The sequence below is a fragment of the Planococcus sp. TJ-301 genome, assembly GCF_058268475.1.
In genome coordinates this window covers 1-26,619 of the sequence record NZ_JBZDOH010000002.1, presented here as the reverse complement: position 1 = coordinate 26,619, position 26,619 = coordinate 1, and the positions used below count along the sequence as shown (strand labels likewise).

General features: G+C 43.6%; 25 protein-coding genes, 1 tRNA gene, 1 rRNA gene and 1 riboswitch. Of the genes, 2 read left to right on the top strand and 25 right to left on the bottom strand.

Annotation, left to right across the window (positions count from 1 at the left end):
• Positions 1–72 precede the first annotated feature (72 nt).
• The 15 genes from AC4EHJ_RS11085 to groES all read right to left on the bottom strand — a co-directional run bounded on the left by AC4EHJ_RS11085 (position 73) and on the right by groES (position 17,932).
• Positions 73–1,011: a GAF domain-containing protein gene (locus AC4EHJ_RS11085; RefSeq protein WP_490975682.1), complete on the bottom strand. Its 939-nt coding sequence runs from the start codon at positions 1,009–1,011 to the stop codon at positions 73–75.
• Positions 1,012–1,197: 186 nt separating this feature from the next.
• Positions 1,198–2,043 (bottom strand): DegV family protein, encoded by an 846-nt coding sequence (locus AC4EHJ_RS11080; RefSeq protein ID WP_490975681.1) that lies wholly within the window; start codon positions 2,041–2,043, stop codon positions 1,198–1,200.
• Positions 2,044–2,438: 395 nt separating this feature from the next.
• Positions 2,439–3,626 carry an acyl-CoA dehydrogenase family protein gene (locus AC4EHJ_RS11075; RefSeq protein ID WP_490975680.1) on the bottom strand — a complete coding sequence of 396 codons (1,188 nt, stop codon included), beginning with the start codon at positions 3,624–3,626 and terminating at the stop codon, positions 2,439–2,441.
• Positions 3,627–3,664: 38 nt separating this feature from the next.
• Entirely contained in the window at positions 3,665–4,492 is an 828-nt protein-coding gene (locus tag AC4EHJ_RS11070; protein WP_490975679.1) for a MetQ/NlpA family ABC transporter substrate-binding protein, read from the bottom strand.
• Positions 4,493–4,693: 201 nt separating this feature from the next.
• Positions 4,694–4,820: riboswitch (SAM riboswitch) on the bottom strand.
• 330 nt (positions 4,821–5,150) lie between these two features.
• Positions 5,151–5,549, bottom strand: coding sequence for a protein-export chaperone SecB (locus AC4EHJ_RS11065; RefSeq protein WP_490975678.1), 399 nt, complete (start codon positions 5,547–5,549; stop codon positions 5,151–5,153).
• A 32-nt stretch (positions 5,550–5,581) separates the two neighbouring features.
• Positions 5,582–5,986, bottom strand: coding sequence for a hypothetical protein (locus AC4EHJ_RS11060; protein WP_490975677.1), 405 nt, complete (start codon positions 5,984–5,986; stop codon positions 5,582–5,584).
• Positions 5,987–6,009: 23 nt separating this feature from the next.
• Positions 6,010–6,672 carry a hypothetical protein gene (locus AC4EHJ_RS11055; protein ID WP_490975676.1) on the bottom strand — a complete coding sequence of 221 codons (663 nt, stop codon included), beginning with the start codon at positions 6,670–6,672 and terminating at the stop codon, positions 6,010–6,012.
• A gap of 724 nt (positions 6,673–7,396) precedes the next feature.
• Positions 7,397–7,999, bottom strand: a complete 603-nt coding sequence (locus tag AC4EHJ_RS11050) for a hypothetical protein (RefSeq protein ID WP_490975675.1) — start codon at positions 7,997–7,999, stop codon at positions 7,397–7,399.
• Between the two features lie 73 nt (positions 8,000–8,072).
• Positions 8,073–8,957: an IS30 family transposase gene (locus tag AC4EHJ_RS11045; protein WP_490975674.1), complete on the bottom strand. Its 885-nt coding sequence runs from the start codon at positions 8,955–8,957 to the stop codon at positions 8,073–8,075.
• A 188-nt stretch (positions 8,958–9,145) separates the two neighbouring features.
• Entirely contained in the window at positions 9,146–9,436 is a 291-nt protein-coding gene (locus tag AC4EHJ_RS11040; protein ID WP_490975673.1) for a hypothetical protein, read from the bottom strand.
• 89 nt (positions 9,437–9,525) lie between these two features.
• Positions 9,526–12,531, bottom strand: coding sequence for a type I restriction endonuclease subunit R (locus AC4EHJ_RS11035; RefSeq protein ID WP_490975672.1), 3,006 nt, complete (start codon positions 12,529–12,531; stop codon positions 9,526–9,528).
• Positions 12,532–13,812: a restriction endonuclease subunit S gene (locus AC4EHJ_RS11030; protein WP_490975671.1), complete on the bottom strand. Its 1,281-nt coding sequence runs from the start codon at positions 13,810–13,812 to the stop codon at positions 12,532–12,534.
• The gene (locus tag AC4EHJ_RS11025; protein WP_490975670.1) at positions 13,805–15,583 is read right to left on the bottom strand and encodes a type I restriction-modification system subunit M; all 1,779 of its coding nucleotides are present in this window, start codon (positions 15,581–15,583) and stop codon (positions 13,805–13,807) included. Before AC4EHJ_RS11025 ends, AC4EHJ_RS11030 begins: the two co-directional genes overlap by 8 nt.
• Before the next feature lie 240 nt (positions 15,584–15,823).
• On the bottom strand, positions 15,824–17,455 hold the full coding sequence (groL, locus tag AC4EHJ_RS11020) for a chaperonin GroEL (protein ID WP_490975669.1): 1,632 nt from the start codon (positions 17,453–17,455) through the stop codon (positions 15,824–15,826).
• A 192-nt stretch (positions 17,456–17,647) separates the two neighbouring features.
• Entirely contained in the window at positions 17,648–17,932 is a 285-nt protein-coding gene (gene groES, locus AC4EHJ_RS11015; protein WP_490975668.1) for a co-chaperone GroES, read from the bottom strand.
• A gap of 197 nt (positions 17,933–18,129) precedes the next feature.
• Here groES and AC4EHJ_RS11010 point away from each other — a divergent pair, with 197 nt between their 5' ends.
• Positions 18,130–18,921: a CPBP family intramembrane glutamic endopeptidase gene (locus AC4EHJ_RS11010; protein WP_490975667.1), complete on the top strand. Its 792-nt coding sequence runs from the start codon at positions 18,130–18,132 to the stop codon at positions 18,919–18,921.
• A 31-nt stretch (positions 18,922–18,952) separates the two neighbouring features.
• On the opposite strand, the gene tatC is transcribed toward AC4EHJ_RS11010, so the two are convergent.
• The 3 genes from tatC to AC4EHJ_RS10995 form a co-directional block, all read right to left on the bottom strand.
• On the bottom strand, positions 18,953–19,723 hold the full coding sequence (gene tatC, locus AC4EHJ_RS11005; RefSeq protein WP_490975666.1) for a twin-arginine translocase subunit TatC: 771 nt from the start codon (positions 19,721–19,723) through the stop codon (positions 18,953–18,955).
• A 12-nt stretch (positions 19,724–19,735) separates the two neighbouring features.
• Positions 19,736–19,933, bottom strand: coding sequence for a twin-arginine translocase TatA/TatE family subunit (locus tag AC4EHJ_RS11000; RefSeq protein WP_490975665.1), 198 nt, complete (start codon positions 19,931–19,933; stop codon positions 19,736–19,738).
• 90 nt (positions 19,934–20,023) lie between these two features.
• Positions 20,024–20,656 carry a redox-sensing transcriptional repressor Rex gene (locus AC4EHJ_RS10995; RefSeq protein ID WP_490975664.1) on the bottom strand — a complete coding sequence of 211 codons (633 nt, stop codon included), beginning with the start codon at positions 20,654–20,656 and terminating at the stop codon, positions 20,024–20,026.
• Positions 20,657–20,785: 129 nt separating this feature from the next.
• Here AC4EHJ_RS10995 and AC4EHJ_RS10990 point away from each other — a divergent pair, with 129 nt between their 5' ends.
• Positions 20,786–22,726, top strand: a complete 1,941-nt coding sequence (locus AC4EHJ_RS10990) for an ABC-F family ATP-binding cassette domain-containing protein (RefSeq protein WP_490975663.1) — start codon at positions 20,786–20,788, stop codon at positions 22,724–22,726.
• A gap of 359 nt (positions 22,727–23,085) precedes the next feature.
• On the opposite strand, the gene tsaD is transcribed toward AC4EHJ_RS10990, so the two are convergent.
• From tsaD to rrf, 7 genes are all read right to left on the bottom strand, one after another.
• The gene (gene tsaD, locus AC4EHJ_RS10985; RefSeq protein ID WP_490975662.1) at positions 23,086–24,105 is read right to left on the bottom strand and encodes a tRNA (adenosine(37)-N6)-threonylcarbamoyltransferase complex transferase subunit TsaD; all 1,020 of its coding nucleotides are present in this window, start codon (positions 24,103–24,105) and stop codon (positions 23,086–23,088) included.
• Positions 24,098–24,553 carry a ribosomal protein S18-alanine N-acetyltransferase gene (gene rimI, locus AC4EHJ_RS10980; RefSeq protein WP_490975661.1) on the bottom strand — a complete coding sequence of 152 codons (456 nt, stop codon included), beginning with the start codon at positions 24,551–24,553 and terminating at the stop codon, positions 24,098–24,100. Before rimI ends, tsaD begins: the two co-directional genes overlap by 8 nt.
• The gene (tsaB, locus tag AC4EHJ_RS10975; protein WP_490975660.1) at positions 24,550–25,245 is read right to left on the bottom strand and encodes a tRNA (adenosine(37)-N6)-threonylcarbamoyltransferase complex dimerization subunit type 1 TsaB; all 696 of its coding nucleotides are present in this window, start codon (positions 25,243–25,245) and stop codon (positions 24,550–24,552) included. The genes rimI and tsaB overlap by 4 nt, the downstream gene beginning before the upstream one ends.
• Positions 25,242–25,694, bottom strand: coding sequence for a tRNA (adenosine(37)-N6)-threonylcarbamoyltransferase complex ATPase subunit type 1 TsaE (gene tsaE / locus AC4EHJ_RS10970; RefSeq protein WP_490975659.1), 453 nt, complete (start codon positions 25,692–25,694; stop codon positions 25,242–25,244). Before tsaE ends, tsaB begins: the two co-directional genes overlap by 4 nt.
• 158 nt (positions 25,695–25,852) lie before the next feature.
• A complete protein-coding gene (locus AC4EHJ_RS10965; protein WP_490975658.1) occupies positions 25,853–26,317 on the bottom strand; it encodes a DUF2691 family protein in 465 nt (154 codons plus the stop codon).
• 98 nt (positions 26,318–26,415) lie between these two features.
• A tRNA-Asp gene (locus AC4EHJ_RS10960) sits at positions 26,416–26,488 on the bottom strand.
• A 13-nt stretch (positions 26,489–26,501) separates the two neighbouring features.
• Positions 26,502–26,617 (bottom strand): 5S ribosomal RNA (gene rrf, locus AC4EHJ_RS10955).
• Positions 26,618–26,619 lie beyond the last annotated feature (2 nt).

The window sequence follows — 26,619 nt, the reverse complement described above, 5'->3', positions numbered from 1 at the left end:
TTTTTTGGAAAGGGTCTCCTATATTACTTGTAATGAAAAAAGTATACCTTTTGATTATTTTAGAAAAATTGCTTAAAAAAATTTATACGTGTTCTTTCCGGCTGTTTTTGCACGATATAAGGCATTGTCTGCATTTTTAAGAAGCGTGTTTAAATTGTTTTCATTACCGGCAGGATAAGTTGCAATGCCAATGCTTGTGGAGAGTTCATATTCGGCACCCCATGTACTTAAATCGTTAAGCAACTGTTCCGCTCGCTTGCTGCTTTCCTCTTTGCTAGAGATGCCAGAGAAATTTATGATGAATTCATCTCCCCCTAATCTAACGACAAAAGCATCATTATACTCTTTCACAAAGTTTTGGAGTCTCTGAGCAACTTCCTTCAACACTAGATCCCCCGTATCGTGACCATGCACATCATTCACCTTTTTAAATCCATCCAAATCAAGAAAGTATAGCGCTCCTCCGTTTATGGAATTGGTTTCAAAAAACTTCGAAAGATAATGTCTGTTGTATAGTTCAGTCAAAGAATCTCTATAGGCAAAGCGCTCCAGATCCAAATAATAAGAAAACATCCTGACTATTCTTTGCAGCAGAACTATGCTCTTGCTGTTGAAATGGCTTTCTTCGTGATGCACTGCACACAAAGTTCCAAACCGCTCCCCGTTTACGCGGGAAATCGGAATCCCTAAGTATGACTTGATATTGGCTCCTTCGAGTACTTTTTTTAAATCACTCGGACAAGCTTTTTTAATATCCTCATAAATTAATGGCTGTTTTTTTTCAAAATCAATTCGATCACATACTGTCTCTTCAAGGTTTATTGTCATTCCTTCAGTCAGAAGAATACTTGTGTCAAGATCTGACAGCTTCAAAATAATTTGCTGCGTATCGCTGAATGAAGTTAAGTAAATCAATTGGTCAGGCAGAATTTCTTTTGCAAGATCAAGGACATCTTCAGCCAGCTCATCAAAATTCTTATACATTTGCAAGTCTTGTACCGTTATTACCATCATGCACCTCGATTATTGTCATGTTTTACTTCTCAGTTGATTAAACTAAAATTTTACTTTATTTCTTAAATTTTAACATATATAGCTAAAGACTGTTTAATAAGATTTCTGCTAATCAAGGAGCCGATTAAAAAGAGGCAAACCCATTTTGGATTCGCCCCTTTTTTAACCGTTTATAATAAAAAATCAATAAGCAACCCAGCTTAACCCCGTAGTTCCTTCCCCCGCATGTACCCCGACACATACACTAAGTGGAACAACTTGTACTTTTAAGCCTGGAAACTCCTGCAAAAGCTCGTTCTTCCATATTTCTGCGTCAGCCGCATTATTGCAATGAATAGCCGCAACTTCCGGTACAGTGCCTTTCGCCATATCCGCGCGAAGTGCATCAGTCACGGTATTTTTTGCCCGCTTGTTTGAACGGACTTTTTCTTTCATGACCGTTTTTCCATTTACAAACGTAATGACCAGTTTGATGTTCAGGATATTGCTTAAGAATGCTTGTGTGCCGGAAACCCGACCGCTTTTATGCAATTGGTTCAAGCTTGAAGGTATAAAAGATAAATGCGATTTAGCTGTCATATCCTTTATTGTCGCAACAACTTCTTCTACGTCCTTGCCTTCTGCCAACAGGCTATCGCCAATTTCAATCATTTTCACCATCGGAAAAGAACCGATTTTCGAATCAATAGGATACACTTGGAAGTCTGACATTTCCGTAGCCGACTGCGCGCTTTCAAATGTACCAGAAAGTCCGCTGGATAGGTGTAAAGCAATCGCAAAATCATATCCTTCGGACTGCAATTTTTCGTATAAAGAAAGCATTTCTCCAATTGCTGGCTGCGAGGTTTTAGGCGAGACTTTCGCTAAGCGTAATTTACCGTAAAACACTTCCTGTGTAAGGTCGAGGGACTCCCGATATGACCCATCGTCAAAAACAACGCTAAGAGGCAGGACATATACATGATGTTTTTGGATGAAAGCTTCATCCAATTGCGCAGCTGTATCCGTAATCCAAGCTATTTTCTTCATTAAAAAATTTCTCCTTTAAATGCAATTCCGTATCGGAAGCAATTCTCTGCTACGGATAACTTACCTGACGCACCTATGGGAGGCTAGTGATAGGTGTCATATAAGCGCAAACTAAACAAGAACGTTTGTAAGCGCAGACATAATTTGAACTTATATAGCCTATTTCCTTGATGGTTGCAGCCGCCAAAATAATTAGTTGAAACGTTCGTAATTTCCTAAGGCGCGAGACGAATGCTCATACTAAAAAAGAGCGGTGATCCAATAAAGGGTCAGCGCTCTTTTGATGTTTCATTTCTTCTAAAAGAAGTGGATAAGAAGAATATTCATGAATTTAATATGAATCAAATTGAACGAGTTCTTATGGAGGGTGGAATAAACGGGAGAGCTTCTAGTTGCTATTTAATGACTTGTTCACTCAAAGTTTTTTTCACAGCCTGGTTTCCAATCGCATAGTCAGCAAGCAACGGAATAACCATATCATCCATAGGTGGATTGTGAAGGCCCGCTCTCACATCCCGGTAATATCTTTGCAGTGGGCTCTTTTCTGATAAACTATGAGCACCTGCTACCCTCATTGCCAAATCAACAACGGTGATTGCTGAATTGGTGACAGCTACCTTCACGGCTCCCAATTCCGGATTCATCTTTGATCGTTCCTCTTCATTCGACTCATCCCACTGCTTCGCTACAGAATATAGAAAATGTCTCGCTCTGACTAGTTCCAATTCGATTTGGCCAATCTTTTGCTTAACATTCGGCAGCTCTATAATCGGACCGTTAAGACTATTCGGCGAGTATTCTTTTGCAAAACTGATGGCATAATCCTGCGCTGCCTGTGCAATGCCGAGGTAGCATGCTGGAATATGAAGCAGCCATCCAGCTGCCTGTTTTTTTCCAGGTTCGAGAATTTCGACTAATGAGTCTTCCTCAAGCTTGACGTTATTCAATATCAAATCATGGCTCCCTGTACCTTTCATGGCTATACTATCCCACGTTTCTTCGATCTCTACCCCTACTTTTGAGCGTGGGATGAGGAAAAATCCAATTTCACCTGTCTCTTCAATCGCAGCTGTTACGTTGAAATAATCCAATACGGGAGCCATTGTCGTAAACGTCTTCCTTCCATCGATAACCCAATGCCGTCCATCCTTTTTAGCTGTTGTAGAAGGTTTTCCTCCCCTTGTCGGACTTCCTGTTTGCTTTTCTGTCGCACAGTTATTGATCAATGTCACATTTTCTCTGATATCGTCAAATAGTTTTTTCAGCATAGACTCTTTCCATCTATTCTTTTCTCCCAGATCTTTAATGATTCCCATGTGCCAGCCGATGGACAATCCTGTGGATCCATCAGCCTTACTGATAACTTCTTGGTAGCGCAGCATCTCATATAATGAGATGCCTGCTCCTCCGTACTCCGCTGGAATCGTCAATAAAGGATAATGGATTGCTTTCAGTTCTTTAAAATTCTCAAATGGAAACCTTCCTTCAAGATCGTTTTCGGCTGCTCTTTCTGAGAATGAGGCAACCGTATGTGTCAGTAACTGCAAACGCTCTTCAAAGGTCTTATCTGCTGTGATATCCATGTACACTTCACCTTTCTTTTTCTAATACGGGTTCTTATTTATTGATCCCATTCCTCTGTTAAGATGAACCCGTCATATTGTTCATTCGACTCGATGTATTCCTTAAATTCCTCTGATTCATATGCTTCCTTCAAATCTCTCGCCCATTCTGTATCCTCGTTTTCTTCCTCAATCGTTACAACAATCCGGTGCTGCTCAGGTGTATCTTCAATCTTGAGGGCATCTGTAATTTTCCGGTCCGGAGCATTGGCAATATAATTGCCATTGACGACCCCAAAGTCAATGTCCTGCAGTGATACTAGAATTTGAGCAGGGTCTAATACTTTAATGTCAATGTCGTAATCGGCTGTTTCAACACCTTTTAGGTTGAAATCAGTCACCCCTGCATCAGACGAGACAGTCACCCATCCCAACTCCTCAAGAATACGCACCGCTCTTTCCTGGTTTACCGGATCATTCGGCACCCCTACGGTTGATCCGTCTTTCACTTCATCCAGGGATTGATGATGTTTAGAATATAATCCTTGAGGGGCACTCGGCACAAAAGCAATACCGGTCATATTCATGTTTAATTCATCATTCATCCCTTCCATATAAGCTGTACTCTGAAAAATACTCGCATCAATTGAACCTTCTTGCATTGCCGGATTCAACTGCATATTCTGAGAGAAGGTTGTCGTATCAACGGTGTACCCTTTCTCCTCTAAGATGGGCAAGATGCCTTCTTTGAATTGCTGCTCATAAGTGCCAACTCCGAAACCGACCCGCACTTCTTTCGTATCCCTTCCGGAAGCTTGATCATTGCCGCAGCCCGCTAATAATAGGGAAGCTGAAAGCCTCAACACACCAATTAAACGCTTTTTCATTTGCTATCTCTCCTTGTTTTTCATTATTTTACTCTGCCCCTGACAAATCTAAACCAGTTGCATATGCGGCAATTTTATAAACTGGAAATGATGTAAAACATTTCGGCGGTTCGATACCTTTTACTCCTCACTCTTCTCAATCCATTGAATAGAAAAAAGCCCCCTCTCCATAATTAAGAAGAGGGGCTCACGGTCCGGCTCTTCTCATCTTTCAAGTGCTGTCTAGGGCACCTGCTGGATTTGGCACAGTTACAAATCGGAATGTTCTCCAATTAGTTCCGCTGCCGAAGCTTCAAAGGGCCAGTCCCTCCACTTCTCTAGATAAGAATTTATGTATACTCGGAAATTTAATACCGAGTAATCTGATGTGATTAATACAATATCAGACGATCCATTTCATTACAACACATTTTCAGAAAATCATTTTAATATTTTATTCAACAGAATAGAAAAACTCCCTCTCACTTAGTGAGAGGGAGTTTTTCCGGAAGGGCTGATGATTTACATCATGCCGCCCATTGACTAGCGACAGATATAGGATGGGATGGCATACTAGAAAACCTATTATATAGAAGGTTTTCTTTTTTCTTATTTACAGAAAACTATACAAAGCTATTTTCAATGTTGCCGGAGTGTTGCCAGAATTAAAAGTAACGTCTTAATCTTGACCAAAATTACTTGTATTGATTGTTGGCAATAAAATTGCATCATGCGAGTCTAAACTACTCACCATCGATATAATACTCCGTACATAAGGATAGAGTATAGCAGTACCATTAACTGATAAGAACTGGTGTATTTGATCAATATCATCAAGATTATTAATTTCAAAATCTCCAATAACTTTGAGTGATATCTTAATATCGTTCTCTGTATTTTTTATACGAACAGTCAACTCAACTTTTCCTTCTTTAAAGTCTTCTGTGACTCCGTAATTTAGAGAAAGACTTAAATCCTTATCTTTTTGGTCTTCAAATTCTTCATCGAAATCCATTTCTTCTTTCGTAAAGACTAATTTCTCAATTGAATACCCTCTAAATGTGATAACTGGTTCCATTTTAATACTCCTTTAAAGAAATCGTTTAGAATTCAAGCCGCTAATGAGACTTCTTTTGATACATTCGTTGTTACTACATCCTTATTAATTATTGTATTCATAACTGCTGAAATTGTATGGTCGGCTGAATTTAAAAAAGTATGGTTAACTTCTACATTCAACTTAACATTTTGACGCAGCTTCTTTTCTTCAGCAATTTCTCCTGTTTGATTCTTAACATTTTTAGTTGAAGAAGGAAATAACATCTGACTATATATGCTATCAAATAAAAGCTCTTCCACTTTTTGCGTTTGATTTTTTTTCACCATAGCAAATTCTCTGTATTCTTGAACTTCGTTCATAAAACTACTTAGTTTTTCTTCATTTTCTTGCATAACCGGTTTTATAGCGGAATGAAAAATATCATTTAGTTTCATGAGTTGTTCACTGTTCAACATAACAATCACCCCTAATTTTTTTATTAGATTTGATTCAATCCGATAATTACTTCTGTATCTTTTATGGCTACATATTGAGTAAACCAGGGATCTTTGTTTTTTTTCCCTCCACCATGGGTAAAAGTACACTTAATTATCTTGAAGTTTTCGACTAACATCATGTATAAATCAATTATTAAACCAGCTGCATGAGGTGTTCCTCGAAAGTTGTTGTCTAGACAAGCCTCTAATAATTCTCGGAATTGTCGAGCATACCCCTTATCTTCAGGTCGTTGCATATCTTCAAGTTGTTTCAAATCATTAACAACGAATTCTTTAAGTTTTTTTCTGTTCAGCCGTGAATCCATATTAAAAATATTGGTTCCTTGACACAGCTTTTCATCTACAATTATCTCCACAATTGCATCATGATTGGCACTATATTCTAGTGCTTGCTCTAAATCTGTTTCTACAAAGCAATATACTCCAACTCCTAGCCAACTCACATATTGTTCATTGCCTTCGGCATCAGTGAATTTTTGAGGAATTAATAATTGATTAGTATCTACAAACTCATCTTTCTCAAACCAACCATTCAGAATGACTTCTCGGAGATAGGCAGCTAAATCATAATAACTTGGATTGATTACCTGTTCATCGACAATAGAAGCCGCATATTCAGATTTTGTACTGTGATAGAATTTCATAGTATTTTCCTTTTCAATAAAAAGTAGCTGGTAAGCTGTCTCGCTTTGAAGTTACGACAACTACCTTTTAGAAGTTGATTTTGTATCTTTTTTATACTATACCACTGGTTAAGTACTTGTACACCCCAGACGGATTTACAAAAAGACAACGATATGTCGGGAAGAAATGTCATGCACATGCGTCAAAAAACACCTATTCAAAGTCCTTTAGGACCATCTAAACAGAGTTAGATACTTTTTTTAGGCCTAATTACTATTAAAAACCACTTCTCGTTAGAAGACCTCCTGAGTGCTTTAAAATGGGTATGTCTGATATTACTTTTTTATGAAAAAAATTTCGTTTCAAGAAATCAAAAGATTTTTGTCGCTTTTAATCACTGTCTGTCCACGCATTTAGTTACTACCAAGTATCCATTATTTCTCTCATCACTACCAAGCTTTCCTCATAAAACCAAAACCACTTACTTTTATCTTTCCGTCGCTCCAGTAACTTCATCCGCGGATCATCAAAAAATTCGTTTACTAAGAATGACTTACTCATACAGTTTCGTTTCGCCATTTCGTTTATATCCCAAGTAAAGAGAACTTGCTGGATAGCTTCATCTAATTTCTTATTAATCTGTTTGCGAGTCTCTTCTTGGTCAATCGTAATTTTAAAATGATACTCCATAATTAAACAACAAAAATAGCACCCTTTTCAGAGTGCTATTCCGCATTATCTTTTCTAATTTTCATCAATATCTTCCAAGGCTTTTTGAAAGTCTTCAAAAATGAAGTCATTTTCAGTGTTTTGAATTTGAACTACCGGAGTATAGGCATTGTTAAGTTTTTCGCGGAAACTATTTATTTCTTTCTCCACATCTTTTTTTGCCTGATTCAGTGTTTCAAAATCTCCGCCAGAATAGTGACCAATCAAAGTAACTTCGTCATTTTGTTCACTTCCCAATGTTAACCATCTTTCTTCACTAACATCTATTAATGAAAAATTAACGAAAAAGTGTCCAGGGCGATTAAATACGAAAGATTTTTCGTCAGAAAACCTTAAACTGAAACTCTCGCTTCCACTTCTCGCTTCTATACCTATTACTCCTTGCATCTGAGGATGTTCAAGTAACGCGACTTCATAACCTATTGGTTCTAAGAAGTCTTTTACATCATTCACAATCTCTTCTCTTTTCGACTGCAAAGCATTCGAATAATTAGTTGAACCTTCTAACTCTGAATATGTTTCTCTTCTTATGATAAAAAATCTTTTCAAATCGAGCTTCAATTTTTCAATGTCCACTTCTTTTTTTGACTTGGCCAATACGTCTTCAAAATATCCCATAAAAAAATCTCCTACATTTTACAACTATCTTGTTCTCTTCTCCACTTAATGCTTTTATACTTTTGATAGTTTGTCAAATTAAGTGCAACACTTCATCCATGAGTGCTTCGTTTAATTCACTTTCACTGACGCTGGCGAAATCGGTTTTCTTTGGAAAGAATTCACGCAAAAGACCATTGCCATTTTCGTTGCTTCCACGCTGCCAGGAAGAATACGGATCCGCAAAATACACTTGGATGTTCAGATCTTTTTCAAGCGAGCTGTAACAGCTGAATTCTTTGCCCCGGTCGGTGGTTGCCGTGAGAAAGCCGTCCTCCGGAATGAGTTGACACAAGGTATGAACCGCCTTCTCCATGGAGGCTGAGGTACGGTCCACCATTTTGACGGCGGTATACCAGCGGGTTTTCCGTTCAATGAAGGTGGCCACACAGGCTTTGCTTTTTCCGCGGCTGGAGACAACGGTATCCAGTTCCCAGTGACCGAAGGTCTCCCGTTTCCGGACCTCTTTCGGTCGTTTGGCAATGGGTGTCCCAATGGTAAAACGGCCCCGCGTTTCCTGTGGTTTCCGCCGTTTGCCTTTCTGCCGCAGTACAGTTAGCGGCACCTGAATCAACCCTTCGTAGATCCAGCGGTAAATGGTTTTAAAGCACAGCCTTCCTTCGAATAGCCGGTTGGCAATCTGTTCCGGGGACCAGGTCTCGTCAAGCTTCTGCTGGACAGTGGCCACTGTTACTTCTGTCCCTTTGGACTTCGCGCCGCAGCGCTTTTTCTTGCCGGCATAAGTTTCCTGAGCTGATTCTGCTTGATAAGGACCTGCACTTTCGCAACGCTTCATTTCCCGCGAAACGGTAGAGGGACTACGTCCCAATTTGTGGGCTATTTCACGGATCGAGTAATTCAAATCCGCTAGGGTTTCTATTTTGACGCGTTCCGATATGGTAAGATGGACGTAGCTCATGACAGAACCTCCGTGTAGTGTTGGTGTGGTAACTTACATTTTACACGAATCTGTCATGGGCCCTTTTTTGTTTTTAGGGTGTTGCACTTAATATTACAATTCGTCTTATAAAAAATAGCCCAGTTCTTTTGAATATGGACTACACACCGCATTTACTCCGAAGGCATCTTAGAAACTAAAGTACTCCATTAAAACAAATCGGGTCTTCTTTGCGCAAAATAATACGGACGTCTTTCAATAAAATCAACCGCTTTAGAATCACTTAACACATCCGTTTTGCTCTCTTCAAATCGTTCATTTTCCTTTCCATCGAAGAATTTTCCAGTAGTAATTCTCGTTAACTCAATAGTCCCATGTGATACACTAATTTCATCTTGATAACTATTTTTACTGTAACCAGTAGTGTAAGGTTGATACGTATGGTTTAGTCCATCAAATTCTCCTGCTTTAAGGGCAGCTAAAACCTCTTCTCTTTTCATTTGACCGTTCCCTCCTGACACCAATGTGTCTAATAATTATGTTCACAATAACTCTTCATTTATTGTATAGTTTCTCAGTCAAAATGGTTTTACTTTTCACTTCTCAAATCTTTATATGCTACCCTCGCAACAATTTCCATAACCGATTGGTAAAATTCGGAGTCCTGGAAAAGTTTTTCAAAAGACTTCGTTGATTTTTCGTAATTGTCCATTGCAGATTTATGGAAGAAGTCTGGAAAAATACTCTGCTCAAAAATTTCAGAGTCGTTAGTTTTGGCTGAGGCCTTCAAGCGCTTATCCTGCTTAACTGCCTTATAGAGCACTTCTAGTATAACTCGGTCGCCTTCGGTGAAGTTCCCTTGGAATTTATCGTTTACTCGCTGAATAATTTCTTCCAAAAGTTCGTCTTCCTCGATTGATTTGACGGCTGTCTCGATTTCTTTTGGATTGACGAGAATGCTATCTACTGTATTAGGATTTAATGTAATATCACCTTTAAATGTTTCTTTAAGTTTAAAGTATTCAAGCTTCAACTTGTCTTCTATGCTAATATCGCTCGTAGTGACTCCCGGAATAAACTTATCGAGATAAGAAGTAAAGACATACTCCTGATGCAATTCTTTATCGAACATCCGGGCAATTTGAATGATATATGCATACCATTTATTGAAGTTTCGAATGGAAATCCGAAACTCATACTGTTCTTCCTCCGACAAGTCGCCGTACCGCTTCAGAACCGGTTTCAAAAGACTCGTCATTGCCCCAAGCTCTTTATCTCCTTGCGTTCCCTTTTTATAATATATCTTAAGGAATTTAGTTATATCCTCGGTATTGTAGAGCTTATAGTTTTGGATTTTCGTCTGAATATCATAAATCATATTGACGTCGATAGCTTCATCCAGACTCGTTGATTCATAATACGGTGTAAATGCTTCCTGTATCTCATCTGCTGTATTAACAAAATCAAGAATGAATGTATCTTCTTTCCCAATATGCGTTCGATTCAGTCGGGAAAGGGTTTGTACAGCCTTTACACCCGATAAACGTTTGTCGACGAACATTGTGTGCAAAAGCGGTTCATCAAATCCAGTCTGATACTTCTCCGCTACAATCAATACATTGAAATCATTAGTCTTGAACTGAGCTTTAAGTTGGTCTTCTGAGATATTTTTGCCGTCCTTTGCCTGATTCATACCGCTTTCCTTGTATTCCACCCCACTGTCATTTATAACACCAGAGAAGGCGATGAGAATATCAAGGTCAGTATACCCTTTCGATTCGAGATAACGCTTGAATTCATGGTAGTAACGCACAGCGTGAAGGCGTGAAGCGGTGACAACCATCGCTTTTGCTTTGCCACCTATTTTATTCTTTGTAATGTCTCGGAACTGTTCTACCATGATTGCGGTCTTCTGTTGTAAATTATGTGGGTGAAGTGACTGGAATCTCCGTATAGCTTTTACACCTTTACTTGTCGGCACTTCCGGATTGTCCGGGGTATCTTTCGCAATCTTATAGGAGGTATCATATGTCATGTAATTTTTTAACACGTCTAAAATGAAACCTTCCTCAATTGCCTGACGCATACTATAAACATGAAAAGGATGATAGGAACCATCACTATTCCGGGTGCCGAACATTTCAAGTGTCTTTTCCTTTGGGGTCGCTGTGAAGGAAAAGAAACTCATGTTGTCATGCCGGCCATGACTAGCAAGTTCCTGCACGAGACGGTCTTCGGCATCGAGCTGGCTCGCCTCTTCAAAACCTTCCATCTCCGCATATTCTTTCAAAGCCTCTTCCGTATCAGCAAGAGCAGTACGGAGTTTCTTTGCACTGTCACCAGTCTGTGAAGAGTGAGCTTCGTCGACAATGATGGCAAAACGACGTCCCTTGTTGTTCTCGACTTCATCGTAAATAACCGGAAACTTCTGTAGGGTAGTAATAATGATTTTCTTCCCGTCATTCACTGCATTTAACAGGTCACGTGAAGATTTCCCTTCCCCGATGGTCTCCACCAACCCCGCCTGATGGTCAAAGCCTGAAATCGTTTCTTGCAATTGGTTATCCAACACCTTCCGGTCAGTCACGATGATGACCGAGGTGAACAAAGGGGTATCTGAAAGGTCATGGAGACTTGCCAATCGGTAGGACAACCAGGCAATGCTGTTCGACTTCCCGGAGCCGGCACTATGCTGGATGAGGTAATTCCCGCCGCTCCCGTTTACCTTCACATCTGTAGTCAGCTTTCGAACCACATCAAGCTGATGGAATCGTGGGAAGATAAGGCGCCCTCTTTTCGGGTCACCATCGAGATGCAGGAAGCGTTGCAGAATCTCCATGAGGGAGTCTTTCTGCAGTATCTCTTCCCACAGATAGGCCGTTGAATAACCTGCTTCATTCATAGGGTTGCCAGCCCCACCGACCTGTCCAGAACCGTTAGACCCTTGATTGAAGGGAAGGAAGAAGGTTTCTTTTCCAGCAAGCTTTGTCGTCATCCATATTTCATACAAATCGACAGCAAAATATACTAGGAATCGCTTATTGAACTGGAAGCAAGCTTCCCGATGGTCACGGTCATACATGAATTGCGTCTTCGCATTGTCGACGTTCTGCCCCTTCGCCTGATTTTTAAGCTCAATGGCCACAATCGGAAGTCCATTCAGGGAGATTACGAGGTCAATGGAGTTGCGGTTATGCGCCGAATAATAAAATTGTCGGGTGTAGGTCAATCGGTTCTGCTCGTAGGCACGGATGACATCGGTGTTCCGATTCGACTCTTGACGGAACGACGCAATCTTGAGCCATGTCCCCCTGTCACGGATACCGTTGCGGAGTACATACAATAAGCCGTTCGTATTTATTTCCTGCGCTAGGCGTTTATTTAGCTTGTTCGGCGCCTCCTGCCCATACATCCGCACGTATTTCTGCCACGCTTTCTCCTGCGTCGCTTCGATAAAAGCAATCAACTCGTCGATATTAATAGCCCGCTCCGGGTCATAGCCGGACATATCCTTCTGCCGGTAACCTTCGCTTTTCAGAAGGAAGGATTCAATGTCTTCTTCAAAACGCTTTTCCCCGTCTTGTGTGATCGCCATTTATACGACCTCCTTCTTTCCAGTGACATATTCGTAGATTAGTGACTTCTTGTATGTTTCCAACTCTATGATGAGCTGCTGCTTCTGTTCGATAAGCTTACTAATGTGCAAGCTTTTCTCATCAATATAGTTAACTATGTCATTTTGCTCCTGCAATGGAGGCATAACACACCAAATATTAAATAAATCCGGCGTATACAACCGAGTGAGTCCAGCAGCTATCCCTCTTGAAAATTTCTTGAATTCATTGATATATAAAGGTGTTTTGAAAAGGTATTCCAAATACTTTACATTTACAGATACTCTTGAATAGTAGACAGCATAATCAGGACTCACAATTCCATCAAATAAAGAGACAGAAAATACTCCCAAATGCGCCTTCAGCTTATTAAAAACCAAATCTTGTTTTATCACAATTTTACTTCCGATATAAGAGGATGTGGGGTTGGGAATTGAAAGCATATCTTTTGTAGGTATTAACCCATATTGTTGACTCATAGATAAAGGTTCTTCTGTTCCATCATTAGTTTTTTTACTTCTCTCTGCTAAAAGATGCTTAACTTTTAACAAATTCCAGTTAACAGGAACTTCACTTATCCACTCAATTCCGCTATCTTTCACTTCAACATCCGGATTCAACCCTCTTGTTACCGCTTCGGAAATCACCGCTTGTTTGTACTTCTTGAACTCATCGATGGATTGTTTTGTGTCGCTAATGATGGAATCGATATGAGCGGTTTTCTCGTCAAGTAAGTCGGCAATTTTTTGTTGTTCTTCTAATGGAGGGACAGTTAAATACATATTAGCGTATTTTTCCGCTCCAATATTTTGAATTGTAGCTTGTATAACAATAGAATTTTTCCATTCATCGTAAGCGCTAGACTTGGTGAAGTAATATACAAATTTCGCATGCATATCCTTTTTATAGGTAGCCTTAATGAGGTACCCAGCAAAAGCACTTCTCGGAGTACCTTCATTTACTATATAAGTTTTTCCAGCAGTAGCTCCACTTCTGGCAAACAGTATGTCGTCTTTTTTTAATATATAATTTTCGGCAATTTCTTCTAGCAAAGACTGCTCATTTCCACAAGACAGCTTATTGTTATCTAAAATATCTGTAATCCTTATATATCTAGGCAAATCAGGGCTATAAGCTATACCCGATTCATTTGCGCCATACTTCATGGGGGATTCAAATAATTTCTTCATTTTGGCAACAACCCACTCTTGAGGCACGTCACCAATCCAATCTAGTCCACTATCTTTCATCGGCCTACCCATCAATTTCTACCTCCTGTCCAGAGAGCGCTTCAAATGACTTGACAATCTTCTCTTCCAGTACCTTAATGCGAAAAGCGATATCCTCCGTCTTTTCCGGCTCTGTGTACTTGTAAAACAGGCGGGTGAACGGAATTTCATAGCCCACTTTCGTCTTCTTCTTATCAATCCATGCTTCCGGATTGAACGGTTTGATTTCCCGCTCGAAGTAGACATCGATGTCCTCGATAAGTGGTACGTCCTCTGTATCCCGAAGGGTAGCATCTGCTACCGGCTTCTTGCTTTTCATGACTACTTCTCCATTTTCGTCCTTCAATGGGGTTTCAATAGTAATCTTATTGAACCCAAAGTCCAGGTTGTCGAGGATTTTCGATTCGAGGGTGCTGTCGCCCAAACGGTATTCCTGGTCTGCAAACTCTCCGTATGCCTGTACGATAATGTCCCGACACGCATCACTGATGTCATTTCGCTTACTTCCGATGGATTTTCTCCGTTTCTCGAACATATTGGAGGCATCAATCAATTGGACTTTCCCTTCCCGGTGCGCCAGCTTCTCTTTCGAGATAACCCAAATGTACGTCGTGATGCCTGTATTGTAGAAGGAATCCGTTGGCAATTGGATAATGGCCTCCAGCCAGTCGTTCTCGATGATATAACGGCGGATTTCACTTTCCCCGCCCCCTGCGTTCCCGCTAAACAGGGCAGAGCCGTTATGAATAATGGCCATTTTCCCGGTGTCTTTCAATTTCTTGACCCCATTGAGCATGAAGAGCAATTGGCCGTCGCTTCTACGTGGAAGACCGACTCCGAATCGACCAGCATCACCTAGGTTGTGTTCAGCTGTGACCGCTTTATGTTCAGAAGCCCAATCAATGCCGAATGGTGGATTACTGATGCAGTAATCAAACGTATAGCCCCCGAATTTATCATCGGTGAGTGTGTTCCCAAGACGCATGTTCTCCGGATTCCCGCCCTTGATAATCATGTCTGCTTTAGCGATGGCGTAGGTCTGCGCATTGATTTCCTGGCCGAATGTCGTAACCTCTGCATCCGCATCCAAAAGGCGCAGGCGCTCTTCCATCGCACCGAGCATCTGTGACGTTCCCATAGTCTGGTCATAGACCGTCTTTGCGACCCCTTCGGAAGCCAACACGTCCTTCTCTTCCGCCAATAGGATATCGGTCATAAAGTAGATAATATCTCGGCTCGTGAAGTGCGCTCCCGCTTCTTCGTTATAGCTCTCAGAGAAACGCTTGACCAAATCTTCGAATACGTAACCCATGTCTGTCGAGGTAATGACATCTGCTCCCATATAGCCCTTGGCCGTATTAAACTCCTGAATGATGTGGAAGAGCTTCCCATTCTTGGAAAGTTTCGCAATGTGGTTATCCATCTCGAAGTTCTGGAGGACATCTTGCACGTTTTCGGAGAATCCGTTCAGATATGCCCGGAAGTTCTCCTCAATGTGTTCCGAATCGGCCAATAGGGAATCAAACGTGAATTGGCTAGTATTGTAAAAGATGTGGCCAGCTGCTCGTTGTAAGAATCCATCCTTTACCGCAAATGTTTCATACTTTTCAGCTGCTTCTAACACTTTGTCTCTAGTCGGCAATAACGTATCATGAAACCTTTTTATTACCGTCATTGGCAAAATGACCTCGCCATATTCGTGAGGCTTGTAAAGACCACGCAAAATATCAGCGATATTCCAGATTAATGCTGACTTCTCTTGAACATTGAAATTGGTCTGTATGTTTCTATCTATCGTGTTCATATTAATAACTCCCCCGTGTGGTATATTCTATGGAATGCATCATCATTTATTTGATAAAAGGTTATCAAAAATAGCCTGTAATACTGTAAGTATAATACTTATAGTCACCACTCGACAGGTAAAAAAACAATTCTTTTCCAAAACTATGAGCATCCTATGAGCATTTGAAAATTATAGTTCAAAAGAAAAAGAGAGAAACCCTTATACTACAAGGTTTCTCTCTTTATTAGTTAGAAGTTCTTACATCATGCCGCCCATGCCACCCATATCAGGCATGCCGCCGCCTTGTCCTGCTGGTTCAGGGATGTCTGCTACGACTGCTTCCGTCGTCAAGAACATCGCTGCTACAGATGCTGCGTTTTGAAGTGCAGAACGCGTCACTTTCGTCGGGTCGACGATTCCTTGCTCAAGCATGTTGACCCAAGTGCCGTTCGCTGCGTTGAAGCCGATGCCGATTTCTTCCGATTTCAGGCGGTGAACAATGATCGATCCTTCAAGGCCTGCGTTCGTTGCGATTTGGCGAACCGGCTCTTCTAACGCGCGAAGAACGATTTTGACGCCTGTTGCTTCGTCGCCTTCTGTTGTTTCCAGAAGTTCCGCGACTTTATTGTATACATTGACAAGCGCTGTACCACCGCCTGCAACGATTCCTTCTTCTACTGCTGCGCGCGTTGCGTTCAAAGCATCTTCAATGCGCAATTTGCGTTCTTTCAATTCGGTTTCAGTAGCCGCTCCAACTTTAATGACTGCTACGCCGCCGGCAAGTTTTGCCAAGCGTTCTTGTAATTTCTCTTTGTCGAATTCTGAAGTCGTTTCTTCCAGCTGGTTGCGGATTTGCGCCACGCGGGCAACAATCTGCTGCTGGTCTCCAGCGCCTTCAACGATTGTCGTGTTTTCTTTCGATACGACAACTTTCGATGCACGGCCAAGCTGTGCAATGTTCGTCGTTTTCAATTCCAAGCCAAGGTCTTCCGTGATGACTTCCGCACCTGTCAATGCTGCAATGTCTTCAAGCATCGCTTTGCGGCGATCGCCGAAGCCCGGAGCTTTGACAGCTACAGCATTGAACGTTCCACGCAATTTGTTGACGACCAATGTAGCCAACGCTTCGCCTTCAACGTCTTCCGCTACGATCAATAACGGTTTGCTTTGCTGAACAACTTGCTCCAACACTGGAAGGATTTCCTGGATGTTGCCGATTTTCTTGTCAGTGACAAGGATGAACGGGTTTTCAAGGACTGCTTCCATTTTGTCCGAATCCGTCACCATGTATGGCGACTGGTAGCCGCGGTCGAATTGCATGCCTTCTACAACGTCCAATTCCGTCGTGAAGCCGCGTGATTCTTCCAACGTGATCACACCGTCATTGCCGACGCGCTCCATCGCTTCAGCGATCAAGTTGCCCACTTCAGCGTCACCGGAAGAAATAGCTGCCACTTGTGAAATCGATTCTTTGCCTTCGATTTGCTGGGAAACGGCTTTCAAGCCTTCCACAGCGCTTGCGACAGCCAATTCGATCCCACGGCGGATGCCGACAGGGTTCGCGCCTGCAGTGACGTTTTTCAGCCCTTCACGGATCATTGCTTGCGCAAGGACCGTTGCCGTTGTCGTACCGTCTCCTGCGATGTCATTCGTTTTAGAAGCGACTTCCGCCACCAATTTCGCGCCCATGTTTTCGAACGGGTTTTCAAGCTCGATTTCTTTCGCAATCGTTACGCCGTCATTTGTGATGAGGGGTGAACCGAATTTCTTCTCAAGTACAACGTTGCGCCCTTTCGGCCCAAGTGTCACTTTCACTGCATCTGCCAATTTATCAACACCGCGCAGCATCTGGCTGCGTGCATCTTCGCTGAATAAAATCTCTTTTGCCATGTTTAGTTTCCTCCTCTATCTTGTTAAAACATTCTATATTGTTATTCACCCGGTTAATAATATGGAGCAAAACGGCGAAGACGCCTGCGGGATAGCGAGACAGCCGAGACCCTGCAGGAGCGCAGCGACGAAGCGGCTTGGCGCTCGCCCGCGGCAAGCGAGCCGTTTTGCGTAATATTAGGAATATATAGCTTAGCCTAATACAGCTAAAATGTCGTTTTCGCGCAAGATTAAGTATTCATTGCCTTCGTATTTAAGTTCAGATCCTGCATATTTCGAGAAGATGACCCGGTCGCCTTCTTGGACGTCCAATTCAGTGCGCTGTCCATTGTCGCGGATAAGTCCGTTGCCAACAGCGATCACTTTGCCTTCCTGCGGTTTTTCCTGTGCCGATCCCGGCAATACAATCCCGCTTGAAGTTTTTTCTTCAGCTTCGATAAGCTTAATAATTACGCGATCTCCTAATGGTCTTAACAATTGAAACACCCTCCTCAGATTATCTAAATAAATATTTCTTAGCACTCTCAACACCCGAGTGCTAACCCACTTCTCAGTTTAATAAAACCGCCTCTCTTTTGCAAGTCAAAACATTCTCTTTTTTTAAATCTTTGCGGTCGCCCGGTGAAAGTTCTACAATAGAAGGAGCATGCATTAACGAAAGGAATCTACCTGAAATGAAATTGAATTTAAAAGCGCAGACCGATACAGGCCGCAACGGCAAAAGCAAACTGAGCGTCACCGCCAAACGCCAGACAAAAAAGACGCCGCTTTATGTCCTGCTCATCTTCATCGTGATGCAGCTCGCACCGGCATTCTTCATCGCACCTACAATGGGTTATTTCGAGGGACAAGGCCTCGAGGAAACAACAGCACGGATGACCACTACCGGTTGGCTCATCGTCAGCTCCATGGGCATCGGCTTTGTCGCCACCATAATCCTCGTGCTTCGGGACAAGCGCTTTTTCGATATCTGGAAAGGCAAAAAAACGAGCCTACCGATGGCATTCCTTTGGGGAGCCCTCGGCTTCTTGCTGCTGCTAATTGGGCAGTCGCTTGCTGTCATGATTGAAATGGCCATCGGCATCGATCCCGGATCTGAGAACACGATGGCGCTCGTCAGCGTTGCTGAAGTTGTGCCGCTTACGATACTCGCAATCGTCCTATTCGCCCCGGTCCTTGAAGAACTTGTATTCCGCCGCGTCATTTTCGGCTCACTGAACCAAACAACGAACTTTTGGGTTGCTACTGCCGTCAGTGCATTAGCGTTCGGGCTTGTCCACATGGAAATGACACACTTGCTGACGTATTTTTCCACCGGCCTAGTGCTCGCATTCCTTTACCAGAAAACAAAACGCATCATCACTCCAATTATCGCGCACATCCTGCTGAACGGCTATGTCATGGCCATCCAGCTCAACATGGATAAGATCCAAGGATTCTTGAAAGAATTGGAGAAAATCCAATAACGGCTGCATAACAAAAAAAGCCTTCCCCGATTTAATTCGGTGGAAGGCTTTCTTGTTGTTCGATGATTTGCTGCTGCTGCTCTGCTTTCAAAAACTTGCGGTAGCCAATTTTGGCGATGACGACACTGAACTCATAAAGCACGATCAACGGCAGTGTGACAATCATATGTGAGACAATGTCCGGCGGCGTGATGAACGCCGCGATGATCACCAATCCAAGATACGAATACTTGCGGTATTTCGTCATCAGCATCGGCGTAATAAAACCAAGCCTTGTCAGGAACAGCATCAATACCGGCAGCTGGAAAATCAAGCCGAACGGCAGGGTGATTTGGAACAGGAATTGGAAATATTCATTGATCCCGATGGTTTCCTGGATATCCATGTTGTCAGAGATATTCAGCATAAACCCGATTACATAAGGAAACAGGACCAAATAGGAAAAAGCGATCCCGCCTAAAAACAAGATTAAGGAAAACGGAATATAGCTTAGCGTCGCTCGCCGTTCTTTTTCAAGAAGTCCCGGGCTGATAAACGCCCAGAATTGATACATGATCACGGGCGAAGTGAAGATCAACGCTAAAATCATCGTTACCTGCATAAAAATCTTGAGTGGATCCGTAATTTTGAACGCGTTCAAGGTAAGATTTTTCGCTTCTTCTGTATATTGCAGATACTGAATCAACGGTTGGGCAAGGAAAAAGCTGACAATGAGTGCTAATACAAAGAAAACGACTACAATGGTGAGCCGTTTTCTCAATTCAACTATATGTTCAACTAAGGTCATATCTTTTTCTGTCATCAGACAAACATCCTAACGTATTTCCTTTTGCTCTTCTTTCTTTTTCAAATCTACTTTCTGATCGTCGTCATCATCTACAAGTCCTTTTGTAGCATTTTTGAACTCACGCAAAGACGAACCAAACGCTTTCCCGAGTTCCGGCAACTTTTTAGGGCCGAAAACAAGTAAAGCAACAACTCCGATAACGATGATACTCATTGGACCTGGCATACGAGGCACCTCCTGTATTATGGCTCTATTCTACATCATTCGAGCCCTTTTGGCTATTTCGAGAAACCCTTCAAATGTGAAGGTTTTAAGTCAATGCTGCTTGATCTGGTAGATCAGCGTCTGCAGCTCGACGGACAAGTCAATGGTCTGTACGCGGATATGGTCCGGCACTGCAATGCGCACCGGCGTAAAGTTTAGTATGCCCTTGATGTCAGTTTTCGCAAGGCGATCGGTCACTTCTTGTGCTGACCTCGACGGCACAGTCAGGATGACCACTTCGATGCCGCATTCGGTGATCTTCTCTTCAATGCGGTCCGGATGATAGGTGTCGATGCCACTGATCCGTTCGCCTTCAAGCGGACTGTTTGTATCGAAAGCCAGCACGATTTTCGTATTGTGGTTGCGCTGAAAATTGTATTTGAGGAATGCGCTGCCGAGATGGCCGACGCCGATCAACGCAACGTTCGTCGCTTCATCTTGATCCAAAGTCTTGCGGAAGAATTCAAGCAAGCCCTGGACATCGTAGCCATAGCCTTTTTTGCCGAATGCCCCGAGGTAGGAAAAATCGCGGCGGATCGTAGCGGAATCGATTTTCATCGCTTCACTCAATTCCTGCGATGAAATCCGCTTTTGTCCGGCGTTCGCGAAATTCTGGATAAAACGGTAATATAGCGGCAGGCGTTTTGTCGTCGCCTGCGGAATTTTCGTTGGTTCGTGCAGCATGCCAGCTTACCTCCTGAGGTCTTGTCAAATCGATACTATCTTACATTAGGAACCTCCAGATGTAAAGCTGGCTTTATTGCGGACAGCCGCCCTATGGGCTACACTTGAAGTAGAATTGAGGTGACCCGCATGATAGTACTGCAAGTAAACCAAGTCCATAAATCGTTCGGCGCAGATGAGATTCTCTCAGGCGTCAAACTGGAAGTCCAACACCGCGACCGCGTTGCACTCGTAGGCCGCAACGGCGCGGGCAAATCGACGCTTTTGAAAATCATATCCGGTGAGATGTCTTATGACAGCGGCGAAATCATCATGCCGAAAGATTTGACCATCGGTTATTTGGAACAACAGAACGACCTGGAATCCGACGCGACCGTGTGGGAGGAAATGATGACGATTTTCACTCATTTCCGCGAACAGGAAGCGCAGCTCCGCCGCCTCGAAGCCCAGATGGCTGAGCAAGAAGTACATGACGATGCAGAGCTGTACGACAAGGTCATGAAAGAGTATGACACGCTCCAGCATGATTTCAAGGATGCCGGAGGCTACCAGTTCGAATCTGATACCCGCGCCATCCTCCACGGCATGAAATTCTATGCGGACGACTACGGCAAAAAGGTCGTATCTTTGTCCGGCGGGCAAAAGACGCGGCTCATGCTGGCGAAACTTCTGCTGTCCAAGCCACAGCTATTGATCCTCGATGAACCGACAAACCATCTTGACATTGAAACGCTGAGCTGGCTCGAGAACTATTTGAAGAATTATCCCGGCGCCCTGCTGATTGTATCGCATGACCGCTACTTCCTCGACCAGGTCGTAACGCTTGTTTATGAAGTGGCACGGCATCGCGTTAAAAAGTACACAGGCAATTACAGCCGCTATCTGGACGAGAAAGCGAAGCAATACGACCTTGACATGAAACAGTTTGAAAAGCAGCAAGGCGAAAAAGCCAAGCTCGAAGATTATGTTCAGCGCAACCTGGTGCGGGCATCGACGACGAAGATGGCGCAGAGCCGCCGCAAGATCCTGGAAAAAACAGAATGGATGGGGGCACCGGACGGCAGCGAAAAATCCGCACGTTTCGGTTTTACTATCGACAAACAAAGCGGCAATGATGTGCTGACCGCCAATTCACTGGCTATTGGCTATAGCGGCAAGCCGGTCTCAAAAGACATTTCACTGAAGCTGTACCGCCAGGAAAGCATGGCACTTGTTGGGCCGAACGGCGTCGGCAAGTCGACACTGCTGAAGACGATTATGAAAGAACTCAAGCCCCTTGCCGGCGATATCCATTACGGCACAGGCATCCAGTTCGGCTATTACGACCAGGAACAGGCCAACTTAAAAGGAAATAAACTATTATTGAATGAACTATGGGATGAATACCCGCTGATCAATGAAAAGGAAATCCGCGGCATCCTCGGGCGTTTCCTGTTTTCCGGAGATGATGTATTAAAGCCGATTTCTACGCTATCTGGCGGCGAAAAAGCCCGCGTCGCGCTCGCCAAGCTGATGATGCAAAAAGCCAATGTGCTGCTGTTGGATGAGCCGACAAACCATTTGGACCTTGACAGCAAAGAAGTGCTGGAAAATGCATTGATCGATTATCCTGGCACCATCCTTTTCGTGTCCCATGACCGGTATTTCATGAACCGCATCGGCACGAAAGTCATTGAACTGACCCAAGACGGCGCAACGGAATACCTTGGCAACTACGATTATTACGTAGAGAAAAAGCTTGAGATGGAAGAGCTGGCCGCACTTGAAGCGGACCAATCCACTGTGGCAGTGAAAGCTGCTCCAGCAGCGACGACTTCCCAAATCGACAAAGGTGCAAAGAAATTGGAACGCCAGCTTTTGCGCCAAACAGAGGAAACTGAGCTGGAAATGGAAAAGCTCGACGCGCAGATTTCCGAAATCGAAGAGCAGCTTTGCCTCCCAGAAGTATTCCAGGACCACGAACGGGTACTGCCTTTGCAGACTCAATTGGAAAGCTTGAAAGAACAGCAGGAAGAAAAAATGTCCGCATGGCTGGAATTACAGGAACAGATTGAAAAAGTGAACAGTTGACCGTATACATCTGTATACGGTTTTTTCTTTTTCTATATCTAGGTCAATACCTATTTGCGAAATAATTATTTCCACAAAGTTGTACACATCCAAAGAAGTGCAATAACAGCTATCAACAGACTTTTCCACATTATCCACAATTCAATTAAATGTTATCCACATAGTTTTCCAGTGTAGAGGCTACAATATGTAGGTAAACGGCTGTTTTTCATAGAGTTATGAACAGCTTATTCACAATTTGTGCATAAGTACAAATGTTCTCTATTGACAGTTAAAGGATCAATTGTGCATAAAAAAGCTCAATTATGTACGAAAAAGCTCGGCAGAAACCGTGAAATCCGGTTTCTGCCGAGCTTTTTTCAATTCCAGGAAGCAAGTTCCATTCCCGGCCGTCCATTCATAGCCATTGTTCCTCGTATGCCTTTTTCGAACATGACCGTTCCGGCCGCAGCGATCATCGCTGCATTATCTGTACATAAAGCAAGAGGTGGAATATAGAACGGGATGTCTTTTCCATCGAACGCTGCCGTCAAAGAAGTCCGCAGCCCTTTATTTGCGGCTACGCCGCCCGCTGCAATCACCTGGCGCACCTTATACTGCTCTGCTGCGCGCACAGCTTTGGCTGTCACCACTTCAACGACACTGTTCTGGAAGCCTGCAGCGATGTGCTCAGGCGGAATCTCTTCCCCTCGCTGCGCCGCATTGTGCAGATAATTTAACACCGATGATTTTAAGCCGCTGAAGCTAAAATCATAGGAGCCGTCTTCAAGCCACACGCGCGGAAAATCGACAGCCCCGTCGCTTGCATGCGCAAGCCGGTCAATGTGCGGGCCGCCCGGATACGGCAAGTTCAGCGTTCTGGCAACTTTGTCATATGCTTCCCCTGCCGCGTCGTCGCGCGTCTCACCGATTACGTCAAAATCGCCATGCTTTTTCATAAACACCAATTCGGTATGGCCGCCCGAAATCACCAATGCCAATAAAGGAAATTCCATTTCCTGTTCAAGCCGGTTGGCATAGATATGCCCTGCGATATGATGAACCCCGACAAGCGGCAATTGGTGGGCAAAGGCAAAGGCTTTCGCCGCATTAACGCCGACCAGCAGCGCGCCGACCAGTCCAGGACCTTCGGTTACCGCCACAGCACTCAGTTCTTTCGGCTCCATGCTGGCTTGCGTTAAAGCTTCTTCGATCACCAATGTGATTTGCTCGACATGATGCCGCGAAGCGATTTCCGGGACAACGCCCCCGAAACGTTTATGGCTCTCGATTTGCGAGGCCACGACGTTGGAAATGATTTCCGTCCCGTTTTTGACAACGGACGCAGCGGTCTCGTCGCAGCTTGTTTCTATTCCTAATACATAGATATCTTCAGTCATTAAAATTCACCCACATTACTATGGCATCTTCCTGGTTATCGGTATAATACCCCTTCCGGATGCCACCATTTTTAAAACCCATTTTCCGGTATAAATTCTGCGCCGCATGGTTGCTGACACGCGCTTCAAGCGTCATCAGCTCTGCGCCTTTTGATTTGGCGACCCTGACGACTTCTTCCATCAAGCGTTCGCCGTATTTTTTGCCGCGCTCCTGCGGCAGGATTGCGATATTCGTGATATGGCACTCATCCAAGATCAGCCACATTCCGCAATAACCGACAATGCCTTCTTGCGTTTCAGCGATTACGTAATAGGCATGATCGTTATTTTCCATTTCATGGCGAAATGATTCTTTCGTCCACGGCAGCGTAAAAGACAATTTTTCAATCTCATAGACTTGATCGATGTCGTCGACCGTCATTTGACGGAATGCCAGCTCTGCGCTCATGATGGCTGGCCTTCTTGCTTCTTGATGTAATTCGCTTCGGCTTCAGTAATGCGCTGATATTCAGGCACTGCATGATGAATATCTGAAGCTTCCGACTGCTGCGCCAATAAAATCAAGTTCGAAGCGCGCGGCAAACGATTTTGAGGTGTGCTGAAATGCGCCATTTCGTCAAGCACTTCACGGATCAGCTCCTCATAGATAGAAACGTCTGCACCTGTAAAGAGGACAGGTCCACCCATTGCCTTGGCTTTATTCAAGAACTCCCGGAAATCACTGTGCACATCGCCACTAACCGGTTCAAGTGTTTTTCCGTCATACAGTGCAGTAAATGCCGTACCTCTCCGCGCATCCATCACCGGACACACTAAACCGTCGAAAGACTGGCCATTCGCCGCCAATACTTTCAAACTGGATACCATATGCAACGGAATTTTCAGTGACCAGGCCAATGTTTTCGCGATGGTCAGCCCAATCCGGATGCCGGTATACGAACCCGGTCCTTCCGCTACTGCTATATGCGTCAAATCAGCAGGCGCGACTTTCGCTTTCTTCATCATTTCCTCAATCGCCGGCATTGCTGTCAGCGAGTGATTGATTTTCAGGTTCGTGACTTCTTCTATTAAAACGGTCTGGTCTTCCATCAAAGCAATCGCTAAGGGATAGTTTGAGGTATCGATGCCTAGATAAATCATAAGTTTAGCTCCTTGCATAAAGTTTCATAGCGCAGGCCTCTTGGGTGAAGGCCGATTTCGCGAGCCTCTTCCGACTTGCGGGTGATGATGATGTCCAAGCGGTCTTCCGGCAAATACTCGCTGATGAATTTTGCCCATTCTACGACCGATACTGCGTCGCCTGAGAACAATTCATCAAAGCCGATGTCTTCACTGCTATCTTCTAAGCGATAGGCGTCGATATGGTTCAATTCCAGGTCGCCTTCGTATTGTTTTAAGATGGTGAATGTCGGGCTGTTGACCATTCTTTTAATGCCAAGCCCCTTCGCGATGCCTTTGGTGAATGTCGTTTTTCCTGCGCCAAGGCTGCCTTCAAGCGTCAGAAGATCCTGCGGCTGCAGCAGAAGGGCCAGCTTTTCAGCGAACGCCATCGTTTCTTCGGGGGAGTTCACTTCTATTGTATAGTTCATTTTATCCGTCACCTCTATTGAGTCTTAACATAGTTTAGCGAAGAAAGCGCAGGAAATCAAAAAATCCACTTTCTTGTGCGTTTCATGCCGTTTTATAAGTTAAAAGCTAGATCAAACATTTAGATAGGCTTTAAAGCTGGAAACGAAGCCCGCCATTCTTACCAAACAGATAGCCTGGTTCTTGAATCGTTTTCATCGGTTATATATGTAATATCGGTAAAACTATTATTTGTTGCATTTTTTTGCAGAGAGATGATGGTCTCCTGATTTTTGCAGTAAATGGTGACGTAGATGCAATCCACCACGAGCAGAACCAGTTCGCAATCACTTTCCATAAATTCTTCGTAGGTTTCGATGGTAGATATTTCTTCCCCCGGATATGCCTGCAAATCAGCAAAAATAACATAATAATCATTCGTTTCCAATGTGAGTTTCAGTTCTGTCCCTGTAATGGCCTCTCTGCTATCTGAGAAAAGCATTCCATCTAGTTTACCGTTAACTGCCTTATACGATTCGCCTATGCCAATCTTCCAATTGTACGCGTTAACATCTATAGGCTTTAGGACGTCTCCAAGAAAACGGCCATAGTCGTCCGGAATTTCAAAACTGATTCCTTTTCTCATAAAGTTGCCTCCATAGATAGATTCAAGTTATGCCGCTTGCTTAATCCAAACAAAAAAAATGAACACAGCCCATTGGCTGTGTTCATTCGGAAAAATTACGGTCCCGACCGGGATCGAACCGGCGATCTCCTGCGTGACAGGCAGGCATGTTAACCGCTACACCACGGGACCAAAAAAAAATACAGACCAGCGACGTCCTACTCTCACAGGGGGAAACCCCCAACTACCATCGGCGCAAAAGAGCTTAACTGCCGTGTTCGGGATGGGAACGGGTGTGGCCTCTTTGCCATCATCACTGGACT